The sequence below is a fragment of the Agrobacterium sp. 10MFCol1.1 genome (assembly GCF_000381165.1).
In the GTDB taxonomy this organism is placed as follows: domain Bacteria; phylum Pseudomonadota; class Alphaproteobacteria; order Rhizobiales; family Rhizobiaceae; genus Agrobacterium; species Agrobacterium tumefaciens.
Map to the genome: position 1 here is coordinate 138,843 of NZ_KB906076.1, position 16,135 is coordinate 154,977.

Here is a 16,135-nt window from a genome sequence, read left to right on the forward strand (position 1 = left end):
CAGGAAAGGGAGGAAATACATGACTGAAAGTTCAGATTCCGGGCGAAAACATGATCGGTTGACGGCTTTCCTGAAAGCCTTTCATCTTGGCGCATCACGTTGCGATTGTGCTGAAGCCGCTAACCTCCTGATCATCAATGTCCATGGCGCAGGTGAACCGACCCATCTGCTTTATCGCGCCAGATCCACGGTGTCGCTGCCGGATGGCGCAGCTATATGCGCTGGCGCCACAGTGGATTTTGGCGGTAGTGCCAATCCGTTGGTCGGTGCACTGCCAGACGAATTGTGCCTTTCACTGGCCAACGAACCGGAATTGCGCGGTTTGTGTCAACTGATGGTGGCCGAGGTCGAGGTCGCCCGCTGTGGTGGCGGTACTATCGAGGCGCGTCTATGCGAGATCATCGTCGTGCTTGCGATCCGCAAGGCAATAGCGATCGGCACGGTCGATGCGGGATTACTGGCGGGTCTGGCGCACCCCGCACTGCATCCCAGCCTTGTGGCCATACATGACAATCCGGCGCGAAATTGGCGGATTGCGGACCTTGCCGCCATAGCGGATATGTCGCGCGGACAATTCATTTCCACCTTCACGCAAACCGTTGCCCAGTCGCCTATCGCCTACATGAATGGCTGGCGCCTGGCGCTCGGACGAGCAGAACTGCGCGCCGGACGAAGTGTCAAATCGGTCGCCGCCTGGGTCGGCTTCGGCAGCGCCGCCGCATTTTCCCGCGCCTATTCCCGCAAGTTCGGCTCACCGCCGGCCCAGAGCAAACCACGAAAATGAGGCAGAGGATCTTAATTCCCTACAGCGCTTCGGCCCTCTCGGCCAATACTGAGGCCACTTTCCAGGGCACGCCCGCCGATGCTCGTGTCGAGTGGCACAATCTGGGAGAGTTTCCCAGAGGAACGTTCGATTTGGCGACCGTCATGTTTCTCACACGAGATCTTGGGGAAGCTGCGAGCGCGGCATAAGGACGGAGCGCAAGGCAAGCTTTTGGATTAGCTGCTCGCGGCGGCTTTTGGGCGTTGGCGTTCTGGCGCCAAACGGCCAGAATGGGATCGGGTCTGGCAAGCTGGCAAAGCGGCTTCAATCGGTCGTTGGCCCGCATTAAGTTCACGGAAGCTTTCGTTCGCTAAACCAGCCGATCCTCACAGACGCATCGGTTCACCTTTGAATGCGAGCTAACCAATGGCGTCGACGAGGCGACCCATCGGTTCCTCTTCAGGCGCGCGATCGACTTGCGCGAGAACGCGGAAATGGCAACGCTGCTCTATTGCATGCGTCGTTACCTTTACAGCTAAGGCCCCCCCCCCCCGCGATGATTGCTTCCGGGAAGTCAGCCCGCATAGTGAACGGCGGTAATGGGGTCGGCTCCGCCCAGTCGGCAAAGCGCCTTCGTGTCGGTCACAGAGGCCATCATGGGACGCGCCTGAAAGCAGGCAACGCTTCGCAGCGGCGTAAAACGTCACCTGTGCGCCAAAAGCGGTCATTGGCGCACAAACACTCGCCAAGCCATTATAAAAACCATTCATGGCAGCGATAAAGGCGGCACGGTGGCTTCCGTGGCTTGGAAGGGATATCGTCATTCCGATCACGTCAATCTAGCCTACTCAACGCGCCCGACCTCGTGTAGCGTCGGAATGGGCAGTAAAAGGTTCACCATGTCGCTCCTCGATCCCGACGCAATCCATCCTATCACCCTGCCTGACGGCAGGGTTTATTCGGACACGGTGTATCTAAAGAACGTCGTCGACCATCCTCGTATCGAGGTCGGCGAATACAGCTACTTCACGCATTCTGGAACCCCAGAAGAGACAGCCCAGATACTTGCCCCTTATCTCGGTCACACATGTCGCGAGCGGCTGCTGATCGGCAAATTTGTACAGATTGCTAAGGGTTGCTACTTCATAACCAGCTCGGCCAATCATCCGATGACTGGTTTCACAACTTATCCATTTCGAATCTTCAAGCCCGAGACGTTTGGCTACAAGGAACTGCCGGTCAAAGACACGGTCGTCGGTCATGACGTTTGGATCGGCCACAACGCGGCTATCATGCCTGGTGTGCGCATTGGCGCGGGTGCTATCGTGGCCGCAGCCTCGGTCGTTGCTCGCGATATCCCGCCTTACGCCGTGGTTGGCGGCAATCCCGCTACCGTGATTAGAATGCGTTATCCCGCTGAGGTGATAGATGTCCTGCTTCATATTGCTTGGTGGGACTGGCCAATCGAGAAGATTGAAGCCAATTTAGCATCTCTGAGTAATGGTGACCTTGACGCTCTCAAAATCGCCTAGCGCCGGGCTCGCCATCTCGTAATGTTCGCAATCGGACCAAGGCTGTCATGTCGCAGAAGCGCCATTTGGGGACCTTGACGGTAGGACATCCCGCCGTATCCTCACCCGCAGTTGCAACGGGGTGACCGCCATGGCTGAGGTAACAGAACACACCATAGATCGGGGCGATGGCGCTCGTGTTCAGCTATTCCAGGCGCGTGCTTCGGATCGACGAAACGGAGCGATACTGTTCGTTCACGGTAATCAGGGAGGACTTCTTTTAGGTGGACAGGAAGCGGTCGAAGATGGATCGCTCGTCCGGTTCTCCTCGCGCCTCGGCATAACAGCGGCCGCCGTATCGCAGCCTGGTTTCGGCACATCGGACGGACCAGCGGATTTCTGCGGACCGTCGACACAGAAAGCGATTGTCGCGGCGTTGGATTTCCTCAAGCGGCAGCCATCAGTCGATCCAGAGCGTATCGTACTTTATGGCAACAGCCGTGGGGCTGTCGCCTCTGCCATGGTGGCAACCAAGGTGGCCGATCTCAAAGCGATCATACTGACTGGAGGCGTCTATGACTTGAGAGACGCCTACAAGACAAGTGCACGAGGCCTGCAAGAGGCTATCCGAAACGAAGCAGGTATCTCAGACGAGGCCTTCCTGGATAGATCCGCACTCTATCATGCTCATAGCATCCGATCAGAAACCCTACTTCTCCACGGCAAATATGATGATCGTGCATCGGTCGATCAGGCTGAACGATTTTCCGAGGCTCTTGCAAGGTCGGGGGTCCCTGTACGTTTTCACGCGCTTGATGGCGGTCATCGGCTTCCCCGCGATCAGGTCACTCCCATTCTCCGCGATTTCCTTACCCGCGTGTTCGCACCGATGGCGACTATTCATTGATGGTCGTCCGCTTAGGGCCGACTGCCGTCTTCCGCTTTGCGCCAATTGCGGCCGTCTTGCAAGCTCGTTTCAAGGTTCAGCCGAAGTAACCCGATATGCCATTCCCAGCGATCGCGGAGCAGTTTCTTTGAAGCCAAATTTTTCGTAGAGTTTGTTCGCCGGAACGTCGGCGATCAGACTGACATAGGCCGAGACGGGCAGCTTTCGCGAGACATACGACATGATTGTCTGCATGATGGTTTTCCCCAGTCCTCGTCCCTGATGGTCGGGATGAACAGCGATGTCGACAACCTGGAAAAAGCAGCCTCCATCGCCGATCAATCGCCCCATCCCGATTGCCGCGCCTCGATGCATGACAACGACCGAGTAAACCGTACCCGTTAGCCCTAACCGGGCAGCCTCTGGCGAAAACGCACTTAGCCCGGCGACAGAACGAAGATGCAGGTACTCTTCTACTGTCGGCAAACGGGACGCGGTGCTGTATTGCGATTGTTCCATCTTATCGGACGCTTTCCAAATTGAGCCCATAAAGTAGCGATTATTTGCCACTCCAAACAGGGTCAGTTGTCAATGGACGTTCAGGACCGAGCTCGACTTCCTCTCCGGGCCGAAGGTCGTCTTCCGCTTCGCGCCTTCATTCCAGTCACAGACACCGTGTTTGCCCGTACCTAAATGCAGACATGGCTTTACATCCCGGTGCTTGCTGCTTGCGCTCGCACGAGCAATCGCTCCGCTGGACGGTTGGGGGAAGGCATCCCGCGGCAATTGACGGTGCGAGACGGCTGTTATTCCCCCTATCGGCACGAAAGTTACCCTCACGGGTGACGATGGCGGCAGTGAAGTTGCCAACGCAGCGTTTGTATGGCACCTCGTTTACATGCCAAATTTGCGAACGACATAAGGATGCGACCGTGGGAGACGAAGTTTGGGGGACGTTAGTCAAAGAATTCTCTGATGTTCCAGACGCGTCGGCCATAACTCGCATCACTGTGCGCCTTGTGATCGCGGCGGTACTCGGTGGGGTTCTCGGGTTCGAACGCGAGAGCAAGGGCAGAAGTGCTGGCTTGCGGACTCACATGTTGGTTGCCGTAGGTGCTGCACTTTTCGTTTTAGGTCCACTGCAGAGCGGCATGCAGATCGGCGATCTGTCACGGGTACTGCAGGGTGTCGTTCAAGGAATAGGCTTCCTCGGCGCGGGTGCTATCATAATCCGCTCGGCGCAGCGGGAGGTAGAAGGGCTCACCACAGCGGCCAGTATCTGGGCGACAGCCGCGATTGGTGTAATGGCCGGCCTGGGAATGGAGGTAACGGCCGTCTTATCGACCGCGATCGTCTTGGTCATTCTCGCAGCGGTGCCTCACATCTTGCCCACGCCATCCGAGACGGACTCAAAGTCTATTGGGGACGATTGACCGTAGGACGACAGCGAAGATGTTTCGGCCTCAACTCAATCTGTAGCAGGTACCGCGAAAAGGCTGAAAAGCGCCAAAAACGGTCATGCGACCTGTATTATCGTCGGGATCCCGCGATTGAGGGAGTTGGCGACTGTGCACACCGACCACGCATGATCGATCAAGGCTTTCGGATCGGAGCCGTCCGATGTCTCGCACTTTACAGATAGCACGGCTTTGGTGGCGACCAGCGGTACACCCTCTAGGTCAAGTGTCACTGTTACGGCAATTTGTTCGATTTTCACGCCACGTTCATGGGCGACATAGCGTAGGTCATTACAGTAGCAGCCTCCTATTGCTAGAGCGAGCATTTGGCCGCCATTGAAACCGAGACCCAATCCCCCGGCCTTGCCTTCCGGCCGATCGATGACCACCGTATGGCCGCCAGCCCAACCCATCGCTGCCTCAGTGCCGGCGACGTTCCGCAACTCGATGACCGACCGCACCATCACATAACTCCGTCCATGTCTGAGCTTTGCAAGTTCGTGGCAAACGTTGGCGTGGTCAACTGTGTTTTCGAGCCTGTTCTTTAAAAGATGAGGTTTGAGGCCGCTCGGGGCGGCGGCCAATTTGGCGAGAGTGCACCAGAAGCGGCCGTTCCGGCAACAGAGAGTCCAACTTATGGCTGGGTGCCGTTGAGTTAAGGAATGCCCGCAATTTCGGGAAATGCTACACTTCTGATGTCCACCATGTCGAAGCTAATGAAAGGTTGGCTTGGCTCAATAACGCAGTTTTGGCGGCATCCCGTTGAGCGCCAACTACCGCAACTTGTGCGAACCCCCGCCGATTTAGCTCCGATTTTGCGCGCTGTAACAATGCTGCACCCGCATCGTGCCAACGATCTTTAGCAGCAACGCAGAAGTCATCGATCAAAGCGGTCGCCCCACCCGGATCGTATACTTGCGGAGTTGGAAACTCTCGCGCGATAAGAAAACCGACGATCAGTGTGTTCTCAACGGCGACAAGAGACACGTTGTGCTCATCAGAGAACAGTTTTTCAAACCATGAAAGAGTCGAAGCAGCTGAGTTAGCGGCTTTCTTCCAAAAGCGCGGCTCGTAGTTCTCGTATTCTTTGCGTCTTGCTTCGACAAGCTCCACGCACCGGAGCGCATCCTCTTTCGAGGCATTCCTAATTTGCATCTGGCTTACCTTGTGGCTGCATTCATCTGCGATGGCAGCCAGTACAGTGTGGCAAAACACCTCTGTCAACATCTGCTATGGGCCAACGGCCGACTTGGCGCGGAAGCGCCAATTGCGGACATATAGCGTGCTGGAAAGAATGATGAACTCAGCTCAGCGATAAGCCTTCTTCAAGTATGGACTGCTTCACCGCATCCCGTTCTTTTACGCGTTCATACCAGCCTCTGAGGTTGAGAAGATCGTCGAAATGGATATCTGCACCATAGTATGACTTCAGCCATGACGCTTGTCCCCAGCTTGTGAGAGCGAACAGATATGCATCGGCGACCGTGAAATTCTCGCCCATCAAAAAACGCTGCGATGCCAGCAAATTGTCGATCCATGCGTAGCGCTTTTCCAGCTTCGGCGTTGCTGTTTCGAGATATGCACCCGCCTGTTTCGCATAAAGAAGTGGAATGAAGCCCTTGTGGATTTCGGTCGATAGGAAACTCAGCATCTCCTGCAGCTTGTAACGCTCGAAAGTGCCGTTGGCGGGAGCGAGGCCGGATTGAGGCTTCAGATCGGCCATGTATTGGACGATGGCTGGCCCCTCGAAAAGCATCGCGCCGTTCCCCACGTCCAGGGCCGGAATGTAGCCATTGGGATTGATGTCGTAATAATCTTGGCCCCCTTCAGTCTTATGATCTTTGAAGTTCACCCTGACAAATTCGATATCCAACTCCAGTTCGTTGGCAACGATGTGTGGTGAGAGCGAGCAAGCGGCGGGCATGTAGTAGAGTTTCATTAATCGTCTCCTGGATTTCAGTACCTCGCGGCATGTTGCACGAGGACCAAAATCCACTTAGTTGACGCGGTAGAGAAATGTAAGAACGCAAAATAATGTCATCTAGGTACATAAATTATACCGGTTTTCAGGAGGTGCGAATTTGAAGGACACCGTCACCGGTTGTTCCGTTGAGCTCGCAATGCATCTGCTGGGCGGAAGATGGCGTTTGCTAATCGCATCCTATCTCATCGATGGTCCAAAACGGTTCAACGAACTCAGGAGGCTCATACCGGGCATTTCTCAAAGGATGCTGAGCCTAGACCTCCGTGCATTGGAGGACGCCAGCTTGATTGCCAGAACCGTTTACCCAACAGTTCCCGTAAAGGTGGAGTATGCGCTCACCGAAGAAGGACGCCGTCTGGGTAAAGTTGTCGCAGTCGTTCAGGAATTCGGGCTTTGGCTGAAAGATAGGAATGCAAGCTGACCTGATGTCCGCTTCGGGCGGGGAACTGCCCTAATGCAAAGCACCAAGTGCGGTCGGGAATCTATCGGACGCGGGGAACTACCGGATTTTCAAGAAAGCCGCGCCGGAAGGCTCTTGCAACAACCACGCCCAGTCCAAATCCCGATATCAATCTTGCTAGCAAAAGATCAGGCAATGAATAGGACGCCAGCCAATAAAAGGTTCCAAATGCCAAGAACGATGTTGCGACAAGGCTAAGCTGGCCGTCTGTTGCTGGCCGACGAAAAGCCACAGAATGAAACCCAGCGACGCCCCCAACCAAGCATGGCAAAAACTGACCGAGAGTTATCGTTGGCTTCGCCGTAAGCGTGTCCAGATGGCAAAAGATGAACGCTAACAATCCGGTGCCAAGTAACTGCAACAATACGGCTCCAACCAGGCGTGTTCTGACGGAATATTTGGGTTTTGAGTAGCGAAAATATGTGACCAAGACGCCCTCCTTTGACGTGGTCGCGTTCGATGGGCCGCGACCGCCTTAAAATTCGTACAACCTCAACTAGAGTTGAGGTCAAGGGGCAATGGCACAAGAGTCAACCTTTTGGCAGAGTGTCCGACGGGCGAGATGAGAGGTTTGCTTGTCAACTATTATGAGGACTAAGCGACTGCTTCTTAGGGAAGTCGAGAAACAAGACCTAGACGCGTTGAGCAAGATTTACGCCGACCATGTATGCATGAAATTCTATCCAAGCACCAAGTCGTCATCGGAAATCCGGACTTGGTTTCAGGAGCTTTCATTCGACAGCTACCTCAAGCACGGCTTCGGCCTTTGGGCAGTAGTTGACCCTTCTTCTGGACAGGTCATCGGCGACTGTGGGATTACTCTCCAAGAGACCCCTGAAGGCACCGAACCGGAAATTGGGTATCATCTGTGGCGTGGCTTCTGGGGGAACGGCTTTGCTACGGAGGCTGCGACAGCTTGTCGGGGCCATGCGCTGAACACCCTTGGCCTGGGCAGGGTGGTCAGCATAATAAGCCCCGAAAATATACCGTCGCAGAAAGTCGCGGAAAAAGTCCATGACCGAATGGAGGTCTACCAAAAACGGCTCCAGAGCAGCGGGCGCATCGTAAATCGATACCTGTATATTAGCCAAGCTCAATGACCACTACGGGCCAACTGCGGTCTTCCGCTTCGCGCCAATTGGGGTCATCGCATAAATTCAAGGAATGCCTGTTCTAAGGTATATGGCTTACTTCCTCCGAGCAGAAATGCTTAATACCAGGAATGACAGAACCTACACCCGAACAAATCGAAAAACTTGCTACCGCCTTTGAGCGCTTTACCCGTCGTTTCAAGGTCGCGGAGGCAGCGGCCGTTATGCAAAACTCGCTTAACCCCCTCGACATTCAGGCGCTCCTTTTCATTGATGAGCATCCCGAGTGTAATCTGGGGGATGTAGCTCGGCATCTTCAGGTCGCGCTGACGACAATGTCGTCTTCGGCCGACCGGCTGGTCCGTCGGGAGATGATTGAACGGCAGCGGCCAGAGGCAAACCGCAGGTCGGTGGCTTTGACGATCACGGACAAGGGGCAGCAAGTGGTCGCAGGCTATATCGATGGATATCGAGCCTCCTGCAAAGCGATGCTGCGGGCGCTTGATACCGTTGACCAAACCGAATTTCTGAGGATTACCCAACAGATCGCAAAATACGAAGGTTGAATATTACGAATATCGTAGTATGTCTCTGACATCGAAATGATCAGGGACGTCATCATGACCCACACACCGCCCACTGCACTCGTCACAGGAGCAAACAAGGGTATTGGCCTCGCCATCGCACGGCAGCTTGGCGCAGCCGGACACACGGTCTGGCTGGGGTGCCGAGATATGTCACGGGGTGAGATGGCAGCTTTCGAACTGAGAGAAAACGGGGTTGACGCCCGTGCAGTGCAACTCGATGTTACGGACGAGGCGAGCGCGTCCAGTGCCGCCAAAACTATCGAGAGTGAAGTCGGGCATCTCGACGTTTTGGTCAACAACGCCGGGCTCATGTTTGGTTCGCCTCCCTCTCTTGCCAAGGAGTCAATTGACGAGATTCAGCAAATGTTCAACACCAACGTTTTCGGGGTGATGCGCGTCACTCAAGCCTTCTTGCCGTTGTTGCGCAAATCGAAGGCGGCCCGGATCGTAATGATGAGCAGCGGCCTCAGTTCGTTGACGGATGCCTTGGACATGCGGAGCGAAACATGGACGGTCGGTTTTGGCGGATACTGCGCCTCAAAGACTGCACTGAACATGTTGACCGTCAAGCTTGCGAAGGAGCTTGATCGGGAAGGGATCAAAGTGAATGCGGTAGACCCCGGCCTGACATCGACTGATATGACAGGCAACGGACCGGGGCACTCACCTGAAGATGGCGCACGCCCCGCATTCGCTCTAGCAACGACGCACGCATATGGACCGACAGCAGGGTTCTACGCTTGCGCTCCATCAGGCGAACTTGTGCAAAAGAGTTGGTGAGACGCATTCAGCGATTATGGGATGCGGGCCGACCGGTTCCGCATCTCAATTTCTCCTTCGGGCGGATTTCGTTGAAAAACTCGCTGGATTGGCGGCTCATCCGCCCTTTCAGGTCTTCAGACGGAGCAGATATGCGATAACGCCTCGCGTCACAGCGCGAGGTGTCGATTAACGCCGCCCTCAGGCGGCAATGGCGATGTGTGGTGGCCTGAGTTTGGCCAGCCTCCCGAGGTTTTGTGCGGTTGCTGCAAGCAGGAATTCATCGCGTGCGCCGCACGGTCCTCGAAGTCTCAATCGCGCCATCCACAGGATGCGCTTGAGGTGTGCAAAAAGCATCTCGACCTTTTTTCGGCGATGCCGTGACTGCACGTAGTCAGGTGTCGTAGCAATCGCTCGGGCGACATCACGGGCATCTTCGTTGAGATCGCGCGGCACTTTGCGCATCGGCATACTCGGGCAGCAGCGAGACTTCAGTTCGCAGCGATCACAATCTTTCTTGCTGGCGCGGTAAAGCCGTGTGCCCGCCGCCGTGATCCCTGATCGAGGCGTCGCATAGGTTCGATGGAACTGCTTCAACTCCTTACCTGCCGGGCAGATGTAGCGGTCATTTTCGCCTTCCCATGAGAAGTCCGAGCGGGAGAAGGTGCCATCCGTCCTCTTCGACTTATCAAAGGCCGGAATGTGCGGCGCAATTTTCTTGTCCTTGACCAGCCATGCCAAGTTGTCGGCGGAACCGTAAGCGCTGTCAGCAGCCAGATAGTCCGGCTTCAAGCCGAAGCGGTTCTCGGTCCTTTCGAGCATTGTGCGGGATGCTCCGACTTCTGCCTGGCGGATCGCACGCGTCGCCTCCACATCGACAATGACACCATGATCGTTGTCGATCAGGTAATTGGTGGCGTAGGCGAAGAAGGCATGGCCTTTGTGAGCACCGGTCCATTGGGCGGCCGGATCAAACGGGGAGATGAACTTCGGTGTAATGGGCGACGCAGCACCGAAAGCGGCATCATCGAGAACAGCCAGATACTCCTGGACCGAGCGGCCAGCGTCTTCCTTTGCTTCCCACTCAGCTCCTGGGACCGAACGCTGCTTGTTGGCATCCGCAGCAATAAGGCTGGCATCGACTGCAAATCCTTCCGCGCGAACCAACCCTTGAGCGAGGCAGCGTTCCACTACCGTCTCGAACATGTGCCGCAGGATATCGCTTTGCCGGAACCGGCCGTGGCGGTTCTTCGAGAAGCTGGAATGATCCGGGACCTTTCCGTCCAGACCAAGGCGGCAGAACCAGCGATAGGCGAGATTAAGATGGACCTCCTCGCACAGTCGGCGTTCCGAGCGGATACCCATGGAATAGCCGATGATCAGCATTCGCATCATGAGCTCGGGATCAATGGAGGGGCGACCGGTGGCGCTGTAGAAAGGTTTCAATTGTGCCCGGACACTGTCGAGTTCGAGATGGTGGTCAATCCCGCGCAGCAGGTGGTCTGCCGGAACGTGATCATCAAGGCAGAAGTCGTAGAAAAGCTGCGCTGGAGCTGTCTGGCATCCCATCATGACTCAATCCTCCGCAAATCAATGCAACGATTGAATCACGGCGTCCGGGTGCCGACAACGCCTGGTCCGACAAATAGAGTGGCGGTTGAACTGGATCGTTGTGAAGGCTGGTCCGGTGCGTATGTTACACCAGTTAATCTGACATTCGGAGGCCCGCTTGAGTAGTGACCGCTTTTATAACGACCTCTTTCTGTCAGAGATATATGATGCTTGGCATCCACGCTCAACTCGCGACGATTTCGACTTCTACCTTCCCATCATCATGAACGCAGGTTCAGTGCTTGATATAGGATGTGGAACAGGCTCACTTCTACACGAGGCCAGAGAGGCTGGGCACCTCGGCGACCTGTGTGGGATCGACCCAGGCGTAGGAGTCCTATCTCGTGCTCGGGCTTTACCGAATATCGATTGGGTACTAGGCACGCTTCCCCAGCCTGAATGGAACAGCAAGTTCGAGCTGGCTGTCATGACTGGCCATGCCTTCCAAGCCATCAATGCCGATAAGGCTGTGGGTCAATTCCTCTCAGACATACGAGACAGCCTGGCTGACGGTGGACTTTTTGCTTTTGAGAGTCGAAATCCCTTAACTCGCCCGTGGCAACAATGGACACCTGATCGTCCTGCCTTGGTCTATTTGAACGATCATAGCTTGGTGAAGATCGTCACGACCGTCACGTCAGAGTTCGACGGACGCACGATATCCTTCAGGCACGACTTCTCCGGCGACCATCCAAGCCTGCCTTTGAGCAGTGAAAGTACCTTGCGCTTCAATCACGCGGACGAGCTTGCGGCGCTCCTGGCTAAGCATGGGTTTGCCATAGAGCAGCGGTACGGCGACTTCCAGTCAGGACCTTTTACGGAGAAGAGCCCCGAGATCATTACGATTGCAAGACGACGATGAGCGGGCCCCGGATGGCGAAACTGCCGCAACATTCGCCCGGCTAGATCATCGAAAGAGTTTTTCAACAGTATCGGCCGACAGGAGACGCTCTGCCGCAAGAAGGGTCGCCGTCGGCTTTTCCGTCATCCCCGTTGCTCGGTTTCTTGCAGTTTTTCTCTGAGTGTATGTTGAATCTCACATCCTGCGCTCGGTACTCTTAAGTGAGCTGGAGAGCCCGGAAACGCAACTGGCCTCACGCTGCTGCAAGACGTGCCGGGATTCGGCCAGTATCTCGCGATACCTTTGGATCTTGGTTGCTTTCATCCTGAATAAGTCGTCGACTGATACCGTTGCCTGCTGCACCGGAAAAGCCACTTCGTTTTCCAGAAGGTCGAGCAAAAGGTTTCGCATCACTGCGTTTTCTTCTCGAAGTTTCGCGAGCTCAATAGCCTTCCCACTCGACTCAAATTTCCGTGTGATAGCTTTGTCGATATCGTGTTCGACAAGCAGAATCTTGGCGGCATAGTACCGGCAAGCAAAGAATGCTGTGACGAGCGCGCATAACGCGATGACAATGTAGATCATTTCGACCTCCAGGTTATCCTGAAAGTCGATATTCGGAAGCCGGATTTCAATACGCGATTCACTCGGCAAACCAAAATGGCTCCTCTTTCATGAGGAACCGGGGCCGTAAACGTATCAAGTTCATCGTGATTGAAACGGTGACCGTCAGTCGCTTCAATATATTTTGGCGTCTTGTTACCTTAGCAGGTACTTTGCCTTCCTCGCGGGGTATGCGAGAGGCTCACCATTTTCCAAGATGAAACCCATACGGTACATGCATCTGCGCATTTCGGGAGAGCTATATGCACCTCCATAAATACCGACGGGGTGGTGTGATGGGTAAGATTCAAAACTGCATCTGTCGAGTGCTGAACGATAGGCGATCTCACGTACGTAGTCACCCGTCACCGGAACCGTACCGTAAAGATGCCATTGAGTACGTGCTTCCGCGACTGCTGCCGTGAAGGTAACGCCGAGAATCACGCTTAGAGCCAGCTTGAGTTTCATGACACGCCTCCAAATAAACAATTATGACGAGCAACGGAGATTTCGTCCGGTTTGTTCCCTCGCTCAGACGCAGTTGCGCAATTGTGGTCTCTTCGCCCCCACGGTTGGAGTGCATGCCACATTCTTTTCCCTTTGGACCAACTCGGGAGTGACTTCAGCTTTGCGCCTCCGTACCGGCTATTCAGATCAGTCCCGCCATCTCCTGAAATAAGACGTAAGCAAAAAGTCGTGGCGTCGTTCCTGTCAGGAGCAGTTTAGCAAAATTTGGCAACACTACATTGTTGCCGATTCTCTACATTCCCAACGAGCGCCAAACAAAAACCCCGCCGGGGATGGCGGGGCCGATCACGCCGTTTAGATGAAGGATTTAAGCGACAGCGAGTGCTTTCTCGATATCCTGTACAGAATGGCCAGTCAGATCTTTATCCAGTTCTCCAATAAGAACGTCCGACAACGACTTATGGTAGCCCTTGCGCATCTCACCCAGTGTGCGCGGTGCCGCGATAATCACCAGACTTTTAATCTTGCCCTCAAGCACCTGCTTGTTCAGCATATCCGTAACACCTGCACCAAACCCGTCTTCGTCTTGCTGGCTATCGTCGGGATTAGCCGAGCTACTGGAATGTCGGGCGCCGGAAGAGATCTTCGAGCTGTCGATCGCCGGATCTGGCAACGCTGTCAGATTGACAGTCGCCGCATCTCCGTCGTTCCGAAAAAGGCTAAGCTTTTCGCCATCGGCAACGGCAACGACCGTGTTCTGCGGAAGGTTCATGTTGATCTCCTTGGTGAGCAGCTCGAGCCCAGATGGCCGACCCTGCTTGTTTCTGTCAGAGAATAACCTCGCTACAGACCATCCGTTCCGCACTCTTCCCGACAAAACTACAGGATTGGCGTATCGCCGTGATCAGTCACCCCAGCCAAATGCTTGATGGCCTGCCTCGCGCCATCGCTGTGGCAGAGGGTCAGTCGAGGCTGCTGTACCAGGCACAGACCCCTGGAACGAACTCGGCAGTATGCCTCGGCAGCGAAAATCTTCCGCGACAATGCTGGTGAGCGGTACGGCACATGCCGACCCTTTAATCTAAAACGGCGTCCACATTAAATACTGTATAAAATATACTTGGTAAAATCACGCATTTCCGGTCGCCGCGGCACCACCAAGCGCGGCAAAAACCTGCGGGGAAAACTCAAACTGTCGAGCCGTTCCTCGTCCCATTGAGTTTCTTCCCAGCGTTTCCGTAAGGATGCCCCGCCGGACCAAGAGTTCAATGGTTTCGATCACCCCACCACGCGTCATTCCGGTAATATCAATCACATTTGAAAGCGTTAACTTCTGATGCGCCTGGTGCATCAGATAGAGAATATTCATCATGCCGATCTGTTTGATGCGCGACTGCGCCGATTCACCGTCGATCGGCTTCTCCAGGATTTCACGCACCGCAAATACGGACAAGGCCTGACTCTGCCATCTTTCACTTAAATTGCTTGCCATCGTTTTAACTATCTATTATTTGCATAGTCAAATAATTGAGACGAGTCGCCGTTCAGTTGAGGCGGACATTTAGAAAGACGGAGGGTAGGGGGCATGAAGGGCCTTTTCTTTCGAATGATCATCGCAGCGTCAGGGTTCGTTTCACTCTATACCATTTCGGAGCGAAGCGCTCGTGCCGACGAATGGGGGTGCCAGGTTATCCTGTGCTTATCCAATCCCGGCGGTCCGACCCAGTATGGCGAATGCAGGCCGCCCGTCGAGAAGCTTTGGAGGTGGTTGGCAAAAGGGCGTTCGTTTCCAACTTGCGCGGGCGTAGGTTTTCAGACCTCTCGCCCTCTTTACGAACCATATTACTGCAACGCCGGCTACCGCTTATCTGCTGGCTACGGTCCAAGGGGACGTGACGCGACGTGCATTTCCACGTCACTGCAAGCCGTGAGCGACAGCTTTTGCCGGCGAGATCGAGACGGTGGCGATCCGAACAAGGGCTCTGTCACGTCACCGAGGTGGCAAAGGGTAGACGGGCGATACCAATGCCTGGCCAATACCGTGGCGCGACCCCTGGTGCGCGAGAAACCTCGATACGTCGATGTGACGATTGAGGGCGTCGGCACGCAGAGGGTGTGGTTCTGACATGCCCGTTGTCTTCTCAGATCTTGCGCAAACCTGCGCACCCTTCGTTGCATCGGAGGCTCTTGCGGGTGTGGTCAGCCCCGAAAGCCGGTTCGCTCCGTTCACCATCAGGATCAACAGCCGTGCACCGCTCGGGCGGCAACCTGCGACCAACGCCGATGCAATCGAAGTCGCCGCATCCTCGGAGGCAACATGCCATGACATACACATTGGTCCCGACGGGGTCGGGCCGGAACAACTGCGCAGATTGAACCTCTCGATACCAGCCGCTGTCGCTCGCTGCCTTAACCTGAAGGCTCCAGCGACGCCATTCGACGGCTATTGCTGCCTCTCGGTGAAGGTGGGTGCTGACAGTCCCAGGGCCGAGCAGGTGCTGCAATCCTGCTATGGACGTGACGATCCGTCGGTCGGGGGCGTAGTCAACTATGGCGATCAGGTCCGCCGCGAAATCGAACGGCTCGGACCGACAGTGGCTCGATTTACAATCGGCGACACGGGAAAAGGGTCGCAGACAAACGTGTCGGCGAATTCTTCCCAAGCAGATGTCGTTGCCGAAGTGGTGGCGGAAAATACTCCGGGGGAAGCACACGCGATCTCGGCGTCGTCCGCGTGGGACGTCTTCAAGACCCGAAGCCGTTCATCCGTCCTGGTGTTTCAAGACAATCAATTGGAATTGGAGCAGAGTGAATGATAATAAGTTCCCGGATCAGACCCGTCGTCGCTTCGTCCGTCATGGCTGTCGCCATTATAGTGACGATGGTTGAGCCCGCCTTCGCGCAAGCCGCCGGCATCGAAACCGTCCTGCAGAACATCGTCGACATGTTGACGGGAAACATTGCGAAGCTTCTCGCCGTGATTGCGGTCATCGTCATCTGCATCGCCTGGATGTTTGGTTACATGGACCTGAGGCGAGCGGGCTTCTGGATCATCGGAATTGGCGGCATCTTTGGCGCCACCGAACTCGTCAACACCATCGTCGGAGCCTGAGG

At 55.2% G+C, this 16,135-nt stretch carries 21 protein-coding genes; 12 read left to right on the plus strand and 9 right to left on the minus strand.

The features are described 5' to 3' along the window. Window positions 1-19: 19 nt before the first annotated feature. The 3 genes from F617_RS0114045 to F617_RS0114060 all read left to right on the plus strand — a co-directional run bounded on the left by F617_RS0114045 (window position 20) and on the right by F617_RS0114060 (window position 3,181). Window positions 20-784, plus strand: a complete 765-nt coding sequence (locus tag F617_RS0114045; RefSeq protein ID WP_019565709.1) for an AraC family transcriptional regulator — start codon at window positions 20-22, stop codon at window positions 782-784. 878 nt (window positions 785-1,662) lie between these two features. Then, complete coding sequence (locus F617_RS0114055) at window positions 1,663-2,295, plus strand: CatB-related O-acetyltransferase (protein ID WP_019565710.1); 633 nt, start codon at window positions 1,663-1,665, stop codon at window positions 2,293-2,295. Between the two features lie 130 nt (window positions 2,296-2,425). Next, entirely contained in the window at window positions 2,426-3,181 is a 756-nt protein-coding gene (locus tag F617_RS0114060; protein WP_003517297.1) for a S9 family peptidase, read from the plus strand. A gap of 69 nt (window positions 3,182-3,250) precedes the next feature. Here F617_RS0114060 and F617_RS0114065 read toward each other — a convergent pair whose 3' ends face one another. Further along, window positions 3,251-3,679, minus strand: a complete 429-nt coding sequence (locus tag F617_RS0114065; protein WP_026330850.1) for a GNAT family N-acetyltransferase — start codon at window positions 3,677-3,679, stop codon at window positions 3,251-3,253. Window positions 3,680-4,008: 329 nt separating this feature from the next. On the opposite strand from F617_RS0114065, the gene F617_RS0114070 reads away from it, so the two are divergent. Then, window positions 4,009-4,593 (plus strand): MgtC/SapB family protein, encoded by a 585-nt coding sequence (locus F617_RS0114070; protein WP_019565712.1) that lies wholly within the window; start codon window positions 4,009-4,011, stop codon window positions 4,591-4,593. An 83-nt stretch (window positions 4,594-4,676) separates the two neighbouring features. Here the strand turns inward: F617_RS0114070 and F617_RS0114075 are convergent, their stop codons facing one another. The 3 genes from F617_RS0114075 to F617_RS0114085 all read right to left on the minus strand — a co-directional run bounded on the left by F617_RS0114075 (window position 4,677) and on the right by F617_RS0114085 (window position 6,556). Further along, window positions 4,677-5,081 carry an OsmC family protein gene (locus F617_RS0114075; RefSeq protein WP_003517291.1) on the minus strand — a complete coding sequence of 135 codons (405 nt, stop codon included), beginning with the start codon at window positions 5,079-5,081 and terminating at the stop codon, window positions 4,677-4,679. A 220-nt stretch (window positions 5,082-5,301) separates the two neighbouring features. Further along, window positions 5,302-5,730, minus strand: a complete 429-nt coding sequence (locus tag F617_RS0114080; protein ID WP_245260797.1) for a GNAT family N-acetyltransferase — start codon at window positions 5,728-5,730, stop codon at window positions 5,302-5,304. 190 nt (window positions 5,731-5,920) lie between these two features. Next, window positions 5,921-6,556: a glutathione binding-like protein gene (locus F617_RS0114085; RefSeq protein ID WP_003517288.1), complete on the minus strand. Its 636-nt coding sequence runs from the start codon at window positions 6,554-6,556 to the stop codon at window positions 5,921-5,923. A 142-nt stretch (window positions 6,557-6,698) separates the two neighbouring features. On the opposite strand from F617_RS0114085, the gene F617_RS0114090 reads away from it, so the two are divergent. From F617_RS0114090 to F617_RS0114105, 4 genes are all read left to right on the plus strand, one after another. Beyond that, a complete protein-coding gene (locus F617_RS0114090; protein WP_003517287.1) occupies window positions 6,699-7,022 on the plus strand; it encodes a helix-turn-helix domain-containing protein in 324 nt (107 codons plus the stop codon). Between the two features lie 626 nt (window positions 7,023-7,648). After that, window positions 7,649-8,161 (plus strand): GNAT family N-acetyltransferase, encoded by a 513-nt coding sequence (locus F617_RS0114095; protein WP_019565715.1) that lies wholly within the window; start codon window positions 7,649-7,651, stop codon window positions 8,159-8,161. A 122-nt stretch (window positions 8,162-8,283) separates the two neighbouring features. Further along, entirely contained in the window at window positions 8,284-8,718 is a 435-nt protein-coding gene (locus tag F617_RS0114100; protein ID WP_010974414.1) for a MarR family winged helix-turn-helix transcriptional regulator, read from the plus strand. Between the two features lie 54 nt (window positions 8,719-8,772). Continuing rightward, the gene (locus F617_RS0114105) at window positions 8,773-9,519 is read left to right on the plus strand and encodes an SDR family oxidoreductase (RefSeq protein ID WP_076846174.1); all 747 of its coding nucleotides are present in this window, start codon (window positions 8,773-8,775) and stop codon (window positions 9,517-9,519) included. Between the two features lie 180 nt (window positions 9,520-9,699). Here F617_RS0114105 and F617_RS0114110 read toward each other — a convergent pair whose 3' ends face one another. Further along, the gene (locus tag F617_RS0114110; RefSeq protein ID WP_019565717.1) at window positions 9,700-11,070 is read right to left on the minus strand and encodes an IS1182 family transposase; all 1,371 of its coding nucleotides are present in this window, start codon (window positions 11,068-11,070) and stop codon (window positions 9,700-9,702) included. A 157-nt stretch (window positions 11,071-11,227) separates the two neighbouring features. Between F617_RS0114110 and F617_RS0114115 the strand changes: the two genes are divergently transcribed. Further along, entirely contained in the window at window positions 11,228-11,971 is a 744-nt protein-coding gene (locus tag F617_RS0114115) for a trans-aconitate 2-methyltransferase (protein ID WP_019565718.1), read from the plus strand. A gap of 174 nt (window positions 11,972-12,145) precedes the next feature. Here F617_RS0114115 and F617_RS0114120 read toward each other — a convergent pair whose 3' ends face one another. The 4 genes from F617_RS0114120 to F617_RS0114130 all read right to left on the minus strand — a co-directional run bounded on the left by F617_RS0114120 (window position 12,146) and on the right by F617_RS0114130 (window position 14,513). After that, entirely contained in the window at window positions 12,146-12,535 is a 390-nt protein-coding gene (locus tag F617_RS0114120) for a hypothetical protein (RefSeq protein ID WP_026330853.1), read from the minus strand. Window positions 12,536-12,709: 174 nt separating this feature from the next. After that, on the minus strand, window positions 12,710-13,021 hold the full coding sequence (locus F617_RS27070) for a hypothetical protein (RefSeq protein WP_034502146.1): 312 nt from the start codon (window positions 13,019-13,021) through the stop codon (window positions 12,710-12,712). A gap of 367 nt (window positions 13,022-13,388) precedes the next feature. Next, window positions 13,389-13,793 (minus strand): host attachment protein, encoded by a 405-nt coding sequence (locus F617_RS0114125; RefSeq protein ID WP_019565720.1) that lies wholly within the window; start codon window positions 13,791-13,793, stop codon window positions 13,389-13,391. Between the two features lie 357 nt (window positions 13,794-14,150). After that, window positions 14,151-14,513, minus strand: a complete 363-nt coding sequence (locus F617_RS0114130) for a transcriptional regulator (protein WP_013637404.1) — start codon at window positions 14,511-14,513, stop codon at window positions 14,151-14,153. Between the two features lie 93 nt (window positions 14,514-14,606). On the opposite strand from F617_RS0114130, the gene F617_RS28855 reads away from it, so the two are divergent. From F617_RS28855 to F617_RS0114140, 3 genes are read left to right on the plus strand one after another with little or no spacing between them, the layout of a single operon-like run. After that, a complete protein-coding gene (locus tag F617_RS28855; protein ID WP_034502150.1) occupies window positions 14,607-15,146 on the plus strand; it encodes a hypothetical protein in 540 nt (179 codons plus the stop codon). 1 nt (window position 15,147) lies between these two features. Continuing rightward, window positions 15,148-15,837, plus strand: coding sequence for a VirB1 type IV secretion protein (locus F617_RS0114135; RefSeq protein ID WP_019565722.1), 690 nt, complete (start codon window positions 15,148-15,150; stop codon window positions 15,835-15,837). Then, the gene (locus tag F617_RS0114140) at window positions 15,834-16,133 is read left to right on the plus strand and encodes a TrbC/VirB2 family protein (protein WP_019565723.1); all 300 of its coding nucleotides are present in this window, start codon (window positions 15,834-15,836) and stop codon (window positions 16,131-16,133) included. Before F617_RS0114135 ends, F617_RS0114140 begins: the two co-directional genes overlap by 4 nt. The last annotated feature ends 2 nt before the right edge of the window (window positions 16,134-16,135 follow it).

What these genes read in the sequence shown, in the direction of transcription:
- F617_RS0114045 (WP_019565709.1), top strand. Translation starts at nt 20, where the DNA reads ATGACTGAAAGTTCAGATTCCGGGCGAAAACATGATCGGTTGACGGCT.
- F617_RS0114055 (WP_019565710.1), top strand. Translation starts at nt 1,663, where the DNA reads ATGTCGCTCCTCGATCCCGACGCAATCCATCCTATCACCCTGCCTGAC.
- F617_RS0114060 (WP_003517297.1), top strand. Translation starts at nt 2,426, where the DNA reads ATGGCTGAGGTAACAGAACACACCATAGATCGGGGCGATGGCGCTCGT.
- F617_RS0114065 (WP_026330850.1), bottom strand. Translation starts at nt 3,679, where the DNA reads ATGGAACAATCGCAATACAGCACCGCGTCCCGTTTGCCGACAGTAGAA.
- F617_RS0114070 (WP_019565712.1), top strand. Translation starts at nt 4,009, where the DNA reads ATGGCGGCAGTGAAGTTGCCAACGCAGCGTTTGTATGGCACCTCGTTT.
- F617_RS0114075 (WP_003517291.1), bottom strand. Translation starts at nt 5,081, where the DNA reads ATGGTGCGGTCGGTCATCGAGTTGCGGAACGTCGCCGGCACTGAGGCA.
- F617_RS0114085 (WP_003517288.1), bottom strand. Translation starts at nt 6,556, where the DNA reads ATGAAACTCTACTACATGCCCGCCGCTTGCTCGCTCTCACCACACATC.
- F617_RS0114095 (WP_019565715.1), top strand. Translation starts at nt 7,649, where the DNA reads ATGAGGACTAAGCGACTGCTTCTTAGGGAAGTCGAGAAACAAGACCTA.
- F617_RS0114100 (WP_010974414.1), top strand. Translation starts at nt 8,284, where the DNA reads ATGACAGAACCTACACCCGAACAAATCGAAAAACTTGCTACCGCCTTT.
- F617_RS0114105 (WP_076846174.1), top strand. Translation starts at nt 8,773, where the DNA reads ATGACCCACACACCGCCCACTGCACTCGTCACAGGAGCAAACAAGGGT.
- F617_RS0114110 (WP_019565717.1), bottom strand. Translation starts at nt 11,070, where the DNA reads ATGATGGGATGCCAGACAGCTCCAGCGCAGCTTTTCTACGACTTCTGC.
- F617_RS0114120 (WP_026330853.1), bottom strand. Translation starts at nt 12,535, where the DNA reads ATGATCTACATTGTCATCGCGTTATGCGCGCTCGTCACAGCATTCTTT.
- F617_RS27070 (WP_034502146.1), bottom strand. Translation starts at nt 13,021, where the DNA reads ATGAAACTCAAGCTGGCTCTAAGCGTGATTCTCGGCGTTACCTTCACG.
- F617_RS0114125 (WP_019565720.1), bottom strand. Translation starts at nt 13,793, where the DNA reads ATGAACCTTCCGCAGAACACGGTCGTTGCCGTTGCCGATGGCGAAAAG.
- F617_RS0114130 (WP_013637404.1), bottom strand. Translation starts at nt 14,513, where the DNA reads ATGGCAAGCAATTTAAGTGAAAGATGGCAGAGTCAGGCCTTGTCCGTA.
- F617_RS28855 (WP_034502150.1), top strand. Translation starts at nt 14,607, where the DNA reads ATGAAGGGCCTTTTCTTTCGAATGATCATCGCAGCGTCAGGGTTCGTT.
- F617_RS0114135 (WP_019565722.1), top strand. Translation starts at nt 15,148, where the DNA reads ATGCCCGTTGTCTTCTCAGATCTTGCGCAAACCTGCGCACCCTTCGTT.
- F617_RS0114140 (WP_019565723.1), top strand. Translation starts at nt 15,834, where the DNA reads ATGATAATAAGTTCCCGGATCAGACCCGTCGTCGCTTCGTCCGTCATG.